Origin of the sequence: Roseateles sp. (assembly GCF_039929605.1) — a bacterium.
Taxonomy (GTDB): domain Bacteria; phylum Pseudomonadota; class Gammaproteobacteria; order Burkholderiales; family Burkholderiaceae_C; genus Pelomonas.
Window position 1 is genome coordinate 41,571 of sequence record NZ_JBDSQX010000120.1, and the last position, 7,244, is coordinate 48,814.

The 7,244-nt window shown below is 67.3% G+C and carries 6 protein-coding genes and 1 pseudogene; 3 read left to right on the top strand and 4 right to left on the bottom strand.

From position 1 onward, the window contains the following. Positions 1 to 6: 6 nt before the first annotated feature. Positions 7 to 639 carry a phosphoribosylglycinamide formyltransferase gene (gene purN, locus ABIS05_RS16740; RefSeq protein ID WP_348013937.1) on the top strand — a complete coding sequence of 211 codons (633 nt, stop codon included), beginning with the start codon at positions 7 to 9 and terminating at the stop codon, positions 637 to 639. Here the strand turns inward: purN and ABIS05_RS16745 are convergent. Next, a complete protein-coding gene (locus ABIS05_RS16745; RefSeq protein WP_348013938.1) occupies positions 632 to 1,282 on the bottom strand; it encodes a DUF1345 domain-containing protein in 651 nt (216 codons plus the stop codon). The two genes, purN and ABIS05_RS16745, sit on opposite strands and share 8 nt — an antisense overlap. Before the next feature lie 47 nt (positions 1,283 to 1,329). Here ABIS05_RS16745 and ABIS05_RS16750 point away from each other — a divergent pair, with 47 nt between their 5' ends. Both ABIS05_RS16750 and ABIS05_RS16755 read left to right on the top strand, forming a co-directional pair. Then, positions 1,330 to 2,592: an RsmB/NOP family class I SAM-dependent RNA methyltransferase gene (locus ABIS05_RS16750; protein ID WP_348013939.1), complete on the top strand. Its 1,263-nt coding sequence runs from the start codon at positions 1,330 to 1,332 to the stop codon at positions 2,590 to 2,592. Between the two features lie 130 nt (positions 2,593 to 2,722). Further along, the gene (locus ABIS05_RS16755; RefSeq protein WP_348013940.1) at positions 2,723 to 3,937 is read left to right on the top strand and encodes a fatty acid desaturase; all 1,215 of its coding nucleotides are present in this window, start codon (positions 2,723 to 2,725) and stop codon (positions 3,935 to 3,937) included. An 89-nt stretch (positions 3,938 to 4,026) separates the two neighbouring features. Here the strand turns inward: ABIS05_RS16755 and ABIS05_RS16760 are convergent, their stop codons facing one another. From ABIS05_RS16760 to ABIS05_RS16770, 3 genes and pseudogenes are all read right to left on the bottom strand, one after another. Beyond that, the gene (locus ABIS05_RS16760; RefSeq protein WP_348013941.1) at positions 4,027 to 5,577 is read right to left on the bottom strand and encodes a methyl-accepting chemotaxis protein; all 1,551 of its coding nucleotides are present in this window, start codon (positions 5,575 to 5,577) and stop codon (positions 4,027 to 4,029) included. Between the two features lie 172 nt (positions 5,578 to 5,749). Continuing rightward, positions 5,750 to 7,114: an FAD-binding oxidoreductase gene (locus tag ABIS05_RS16765; protein ID WP_348013943.1), complete on the bottom strand. Its 1,365-nt coding sequence runs from the start codon at positions 7,112 to 7,114 to the stop codon at positions 5,750 to 5,752. A 12-nt stretch (positions 7,115 to 7,126) separates the two neighbouring features. Further along, positions 7,127 to 7,244 (bottom strand): annotated as a pseudogene (locus tag ABIS05_RS16770) (IS5/IS1182 family transposase); the annotation flags it as partial.

Consider the following 7,244-nt stretch of genomic DNA (forward strand, 5'->3'; position numbering starts at 1 on the left):
CGGCCCATGAAGCGACTGGTGATTCTGATTTCGGGCCGGGGCTCCAACATGGAGGCCATCGTCAAGGCCTGCGCGGCCGAGGGCTGGCCGGCCAAGGTGGCCGCCGTCATCAGCAACCGTCCCGACGCGGGCGGCCTGCAGTTCGCCGCAGAGCGCGGCATCGCCACCGCCGTGGTCGACCACAAGGCCTTTGCCAGCCGCGAGGATTTCGACGCCGAACTGGCGCGTGTCATCGACGGCTTCTCGCCCGACCTCGTCGTGCTCGCCGGCTTCATGCGCATCCTGACGCCCGGCTTCACGGCCCGCTACGCGCGCCGCATGCTCAACATCCATCCCTCGCTGCTGCCCGCATTCACAGGCCTGCACACGCACGAGCGCGCCATCGCGATGGGCTGCAAGATTGCCGGCGTGACGGTGCACTTCGTCACCGCCGAGCTGGACCACGGCGCCATCGTGCTGCAAGCCGCCGTGCCGGTGCTGCCGGCTGACGACGCCAAGGCGTTGTCGGCGCGCGTGCTGGTGGCCGAGCACCGCATCTATCCGCAGTCGGTGCGCTGGTTTGTGGAGGATGCGCTGGTGTGGGACGGTGAGCGCGTCACCCACCGCGACGGCGCATCGCAGCAGCTCTTCGTCAGCTGATCAAGCCGGCCAGGATGTTGACCGTCAACGCCAGCACGCCGGTGTTAAAGACGAAGGCCAGCAACGCCTGAACCAGCACGAGGCGGCGCATGGCCCGCGAGCTGACGCCGACGTCCGAGGTCTGCGATGTGGCCGCCACGGTGATCGAGAAGTAGAGAAAGTCGCCGTAGTCGGGCGGCCCGTCTTCGCCTGGAAACTCCAGCCCGTGCGCCGCCTTGCCGCCGCCGTGATAGAGGCTCGCGTAGGCAATGCCGAACTCCACCGGCAACAGCAGCCAGGAGCTGCAGACCGTGGCGATGGCGAAGACCAGAGTCAAGCCATCGGCGTTATGGGTGCCTTTGGCTGAACCCAGCTCCAGCGCGATGGCGCCAAAGCTGGCCAACGCGCCCGTGACGGCCAGCAGCAGTATGACGGGCAGGCCTTCCGTCAGCGCCTTGGCGCGCTCCTGCAGGTTCACCGAGCCGGCGCGGCCCAGCATCATCCACAGCACCAGCGGCAGGTAGATCCACAGCGTGAAGTCCCAGCCCAGCAAAAGCCGTGTCGTCAACGGCAGTTGGCCCGGCCACAGGGCGGCGAGCGCGCTGCCGGCGAGGACGGCCAGCAGCAACCGGGGGCGCAGGCGCAACTGGGTCCAGAGATTCATTCAGCGCAGATTCGGCAACAGGGCAGGGGGCTTGGGATAATGGGGCGATGCATCCTAATGCCCTCCTGGAGCTGTGCGCCGAGCTGATCGCCGACGTCAATCAGCTCGACGCCCCGGCCGACTCCACCGTCTCCGCCTTCTTTCGTCAACGCAAGAACCTTGGCCAACGCGAGCGCTCCGTGCTCGCCGAGACCGTCTACGCGCTGCTGCGCGAGCGGATCAAGTTCCAGAACCTGGCCCAGAGTGGCAGCGGCTCCATGCACCGCCGCCTGGCCATGCTGGCCTGGCGCGGCAATGACGCCTTCCTGCGCGGCGCACTCAGCCTCGCTGAACAGCACTGGCTGGAGCAGGTCCAGGCCATCGACCCGATGAGCCTGGCCTCCAAGATGCGCCACAACATGCCTGAATGGTTGGCCGAGCCGCTGCTGGCGCGCCTGGGCCATGACGAGTTCTGGAAGCTCGCCACCGCGCTGAACGAGCCGGCGCCGCTGGACCTGCGCGTCAACGCGCTCAAGCTCAAGCGAGACGAAGCCCAGGCCCAGTTCAAGGCCGCCGGCATCGACGCCGTTCCGACGCCGTATTCGCCGCTGGGCCTGCGCATCGATGGCAAGCCGGCGCTGCACAAGCTGGAGCTGTTCACCAGCGGTGGCGTCGAGGTGCAGGACGAAGGCAGCCAGTTGCTGGCGCTGCTGCTGGCACCCAAGCGCGGTGAGATGGTCGTGGACTTCTGCGCCGGCGCCGGCGGCAAGACGCTGGCCCTGGGCGCAGCCATGCGCAACACCGGCCGGCTCTATGCCTTCGACACCTCCGGCCACCGGCTGACGGCGATGAAGCCGCGCCTGGCGCGCAGCGGCCTGTCCAACGTCTACCCGGCCCAGATCGCCCACGAACGCGACGACCGCATCAAGCGCCTGGCCGGCAAGATCGACCGCGTGCTGGTCGATGCGCCTTGTTCGGGCCTGGGCACGCTGCGCCGCAACCCCGACCTGAAATGGCGCCAGTCGCCCAAGGGCGTGGCCGAGTTGCAGGACAAGCAGCGCGCCATCCTAGCCAGTGCCGCCCGCCTGGTGAAGCCCGGCGGCCGCCTCGTCTACGCGACGTGCAGCCTGCTGGACGCCGAGAACGAGGTCATCGCGGCTGAGTTCGCCGCCGCCCACCCGGAGTTCCTGCCGCTGGACGCCGCCGAGTGCCTCGCCAAGTCTCAGGTCGAGGGCGCCGAGGGGCTGACCGAAGCCGGTGCTCTGCGGTTGTGGCCTCATCGGCATGCAACAGACGGCTTTTTCGCCGCTGCCTGGGAGCGCGCGGCTTGACGGGAGTCAAAGACCGCGTCGCATCGCACGTCTACGCTTGAATGCGGTGCCCTTGCCCCCTTGTTTTTGGGGGCTCTCCCCTACAATCGATATTCCTTTGCATGCCCATTAAGGGCGAGGTCTTGGACGCATGAACGAATTTCTGAACGCGCTGGTGAATTGGCTGAGCGATGGCCTGCTCGGCGCCAGCGGTTGGCAGGTGCTGGCCTTCACCCTGGTGGTGACGCACTTCACGATCCTGGGCGTGACCATCTTCCTGCACCGGGCGCAATCGCACCGTGCGTTGGAACTGGGCCCCATTCCCTCGCACTTCTTCCGTTTCTGGCTGTGGCTGACCACGGGCATGGTGACCAAGGAATTCGTCGCCATCCACCGCAAGCACCACGCCAAGTGCGAAACCGAGGAAGACCCGCACAGCCCGCAGACGCGTGGCCTCAAGGCCTTGCTGCTGACCGGCGTGGAGCTCTATCGCGCTGAATCGCGCAACATGGAGACGATGCGCAAGTACGGCACGGGCACGCCGGACGACTGGATCGAGCGCAATCTCTACACCCGCTTCTCCTGGCAGGGCGTGGCGCTGATGCTGATCCTGAACCTCATGATGTTCGGTGCCATCGGCGCGACCGTCTGGGCGATCCAGATGGCCTGGATCCCCGTCTGGGCGACCGGCGTCATCAACGGCATCGGTCACTACTGGGGCTATCGCAATTTCGAAGCACCTGATGCGTCGACCAATGTGGTCCCCTGGGGCATCCTGATTGGCGGCGAAGAGCTGCACAACAACCACCACACCTACCCGACCTCGGCCAAGTTCTCGGTCAAGAAGTACGAGTTCGACATTGGCTGGGCCTACATCCGCGCGATGGAAATGATCGGTTGGGCCAAGGTTCGCAAGACGGCGCCCAAGCTGAGCCTGGGCGAGATCAAGCCCGCTGCCGATGCGCGCACGCTGGAGGCGCTGATCGCCAACCGCTACGAAGTCATGGCCACCTACGCCCGCGGCCTGAAGGCTGCTTGCGCTGCCGAACTGGCGCGCGTCAAGGCCGAAGGCGGCCAGCACAGTGAGCGCTTGACGCAATTCAAGCTGGCCCAGCGCTGGCTGCATCGCGACGAAGACCGCATCCCGGCGGACGTGCATGGCGATCTGGCCCACGTGCGCGCCGCCAGCCCGGTCATCGACAAGCTCGTGACCATGCGCGAGGAACTGCGCCAGATGTGGACCCGCACGAACGTGTCGGCCGAGCAGCTGGTGGCTGACCTGCAAGCCTGGTGCCGTCGCGCCGAGGAAAGCGGCATCGCTGAGTTGCAGGCGTTCTCGATGCGCCTGCGCGCCGCCCACGCCTGAGCCGGGTTTCGCCGGTGTCAAGGGCGCCCTTCGTGGCGCCCTTTTGCTTTTTGTGCGCCCAGCATGGGCGCACTCGCTGATCTGCGAACTCAGCGGCGCGCGACCTGGAAGGTGCCGACCGCGCCATTTAGCGTCGTCGCCTGCTCGCGCAGGCTCTCGGCTGCGGCGGTGGACTCTTCCACCAGCGCGGCGTTCTGCTGCGTGACCTGGTCGAGCTGGGCGATGGCGATGTTGACCTGCGCGATGCCGTCGGACTGCTCGGCGGTCGCGGTCGTGATCTCGCCCATGATGTCCTTGACGCGCTGCACGGCGCCGACGAGTTCGCCCATCGTCTTGCCCGCCTCGGCCACCAGCCGCGAGCCGGCCTCCACACGGTCGACGCTGCTGCCGATCAGGCCCTTGATCTCCTTGGCCGCGTCCGCCGAACGGCCGGCGAGTGACCGCACCTCGCTGGCCACGACCGCGAAGCCCCGGCCCTGTTCACCCGCGCGCGCCGCCTCGACGGCGGCGTTCAGCGCCAGGATGTTGGTCTGGAAGGCGATGCCGTCGATGACGCCGATGATGTCGGCGATCTTGCGCGAGCTGGCATTGATCTCGTCCATCGTGTGCACCACTTGGGCGACCACCTCGCCGCCGCGCTGGGCCACGCTGGCGGCCGACATGGCGAGCGCATTGGCTTGGCCTGCCGACGCAGCGGATTGCTGCACGGTGCCCGTCAGCTCCTCCATCGCGCTGGCCGTCTCCTCCAGGCTGGACGCGGCCTTCTCGGTGCGGCTGCTCAGGTCGTGGTTGCCGCTGGCGATCTCGGCCGAGGCGGTGCCGATGGACTCGGCCGAATCGCGGATGCTGCCGATGGTCTGCGCCAGCGTCTCGCGCATGCGGCGCAGCGTTGTCTGCAGTTTGCCGATCTCGTCGGAGCGCGCCACCAGCCCGGTGCTCGAACGCATCAGGTTGCCGTCGGCCACGCGCTCGGCCAGCTCATTGGCCGCCGCCAGCGGCACGGTGATGCTGCGCGTGATGCTCCAGGCCGCAGCCACGCCCAGGCCCAGCATGGCCAGGCCGAGCGCCAGCAGCAGCAGCCGGCCGCTGCCATTGGCCGAGTCGATGCCGGCGGCGGTCTGGTCGATGCTCTTGCGTTGATGGTCCAGGAACTCTTGCATCCGCTGCAGATAGACCTTGGAGCCGGGCACGAAGACCTCGGTCAGCAGCTTGTCGGCAGCCTCGGCCTGGCCGTCCTTCTTGAGCTTGACGATCTCGTCGCGTGCCGTGATGTAGACCTGTCGCGCCTTGCCAACCGTGTCGAACAGCGCCTGCTCCTCGGGCGAACGGATCAGGCCCTTGATGCGTTCCTGCAACTCCGAGGAAGACTTGGTGGACTGCGCCTGGTCTTCCTTGAACAGCTCGACCAGCGAGGCATCCGAACTCTTGGCGATGGCCATCGTGCGACGCACGCCGGAGTTGATGTTGCGGTTCCAATCCGCGAGCAGCCTCTCCTTGGTCAGCGGCTCGTTCATCATCTGCCGCGTCGCTGCGGCCGTGGAGGCCAGCCGCCAGGACGCGAGTGAGATCACGCAAGCCGCCAGCACAAGGATCAAGGCGAAGCCGGCGGCCAGGCGCTTGCCGATGGATAGTTCGTTCATGTGAAGTCTCCTCTGCCTCTCTCGTTCCCCCGGCACCTTGTGGGCTGGGGCAATAGCAGATGCTAGTAGCGCCGCAAGCGCCGCGACAGCCCCAATCCGGGACTTCGTTCACGCTGTGGGCGATGAAAACGATGTTCTTTCCCGGCGCGGTTGGTGCGGCCGGCGTCCGAGCTCAGGCGATGAGGTAGCGCCGCCACATCTCATTCGAGAACCGGCCCTGCGGGTCGACGTCGGCTTTGAGGCGGCGCAAGGCGGCGGCCTCAGGGTAGGCGGCGTCGAACTGGCGCGGCTCGGCGTGCAGCTGGTAGGGCAGGTAGTAGCGCCCTTCGTGCTTCACGGCCAGGTCGATCAAGGTGCGCGTCCAGACGCCCACTTCCGCCTGTGCCGCGGCGCTGGTGCCCTGCCTGTAGTACAGGACAAAGCAGAACACCTCCTCACGCGCCCAGGGCAGGGCGCTGACGCGGTCGGCTGGTGAATGACGGATGGAGATGTTCAGTGCCTGCACGTTCGCACGCTGGAGTTCCGTTGCCATGGCGCGGGCAAAGCCCAGGAAGTGCCTCACGGGTACGAAGTACTCCTGCAGCACATAGGTTGACGCCGTGCGGCTGTCGGGCTCCAGTTCGGCCACGTCGCGGCTGGCCTCATGGTTCAGCCATTGCACGGCGGGCGAGCCGTTCAGCAGCGGGTGCACGATCGAGCGCCGCAGCGCGGCACCGCCCGGCGCCTCGGTCAGCAGCCAGATCATGCGGCGCTCCTTGGCATAGGACTGCTGCCTTGGCACGAGGCGGCCGGTGTCCGTCAGCGGCTTGTCGGCGCTGCAGCGCCGCCACGTGACGGCATGTGGCCGGTCGAAGGCCGGCGGCAGCAGATCGGCGTTGTGCAGCACTGCGGCGGGGTCACCCAGCACGCGTTGGCGGAAATGGTCGACATAGGCTTCGAGCGTCGTCGGTGCGTAGCTCCGTTCGATACGCACGTTCGTTGCCAAGTCCAGCTCGACCTCGGTGATGACGCCCACCGCCCCGTAGCCGCCGATGGCTGCGGCGAACAGCTCGGAGTGCTCATTGCGGCTGGTCTCCACAACGCGGCCATCGGCCAGCACCAGCTGCAGCGCCCGCACGGAGTGCCCCATCGGCCCGTGACTCACGTAGCGCCCGTGCGCGTTGACCGACACCGCGCCGCCGATGCTGAAGTTGGCATAGCTCTGCATCGTCTTGACCGCCAGGCCCTGCGGGTCGAGTTGCTCCTGCAGGTCGCGCCAGCGCATGCCGGCCTGCATGCGCGCCTTGCGGGCCGGCGCGTCCAGCCACAGCAAGCGGTTCATGCCGCGCATGTCCAGCTGCAGGCCGCCGACCAGGCCCGTCTGACCGCCCATGCTGTAGCGCCCGCCGCCGATGCAGACCTGCCCCCGCCACGCAGCCAGTGCCTGCACGACGTCCTCCGTCGTGCTGGGCGTCGCGATGCGGGCGACTTCGACGGTGTAGAGGCCGGTGACGTTGCGGACTGCGATGCCCGGCGCACTGAGCGCGCGCAGGGGCAGGCTGCTTAGAGCCTATCCGTAAATAATGTTTATTGTCAGCGGCACCTTGCGGAACGCGATGATCGCTGCGGCGATGTGGTTGAGCGCGAGGAAGCTGCGATCGAGTTTCTCGTATCGCACGAGCAGCTTG

Excerpts from the sequence above, each read along its gene's own strand:
- purN (WP_348013937.1), top strand. The coding sequence starts at position 7 with ATGAAGCGACTGGTGATTCTGATTTCGGGCCGGGGCTCCAACATGGAG.
- ABIS05_RS16745 (WP_348013938.1), bottom strand. The coding sequence starts at position 1,282 with ATGAATCTCTGGACCCAGTTGCGCCTGCGCCCCCGGTTGCTGCTGGCC.
- ABIS05_RS16755 (WP_348013940.1), top strand. The coding sequence starts at position 2,723 with ATGAACGAATTTCTGAACGCGCTGGTGAATTGGCTGAGCGATGGCCTG.
- ABIS05_RS16760 (WP_348013941.1), bottom strand. The coding sequence starts at position 5,577 with ATGAACGAACTATCCATCGGCAAGCGCCTGGCCGCCGGCTTCGCCTTG.
- ABIS05_RS16750 (WP_348013939.1), top strand. The coding sequence starts at position 1,330 with ATGCATCCTAATGCCCTCCTGGAGCTGTGCGCCGAGCTGATCGCCGAC.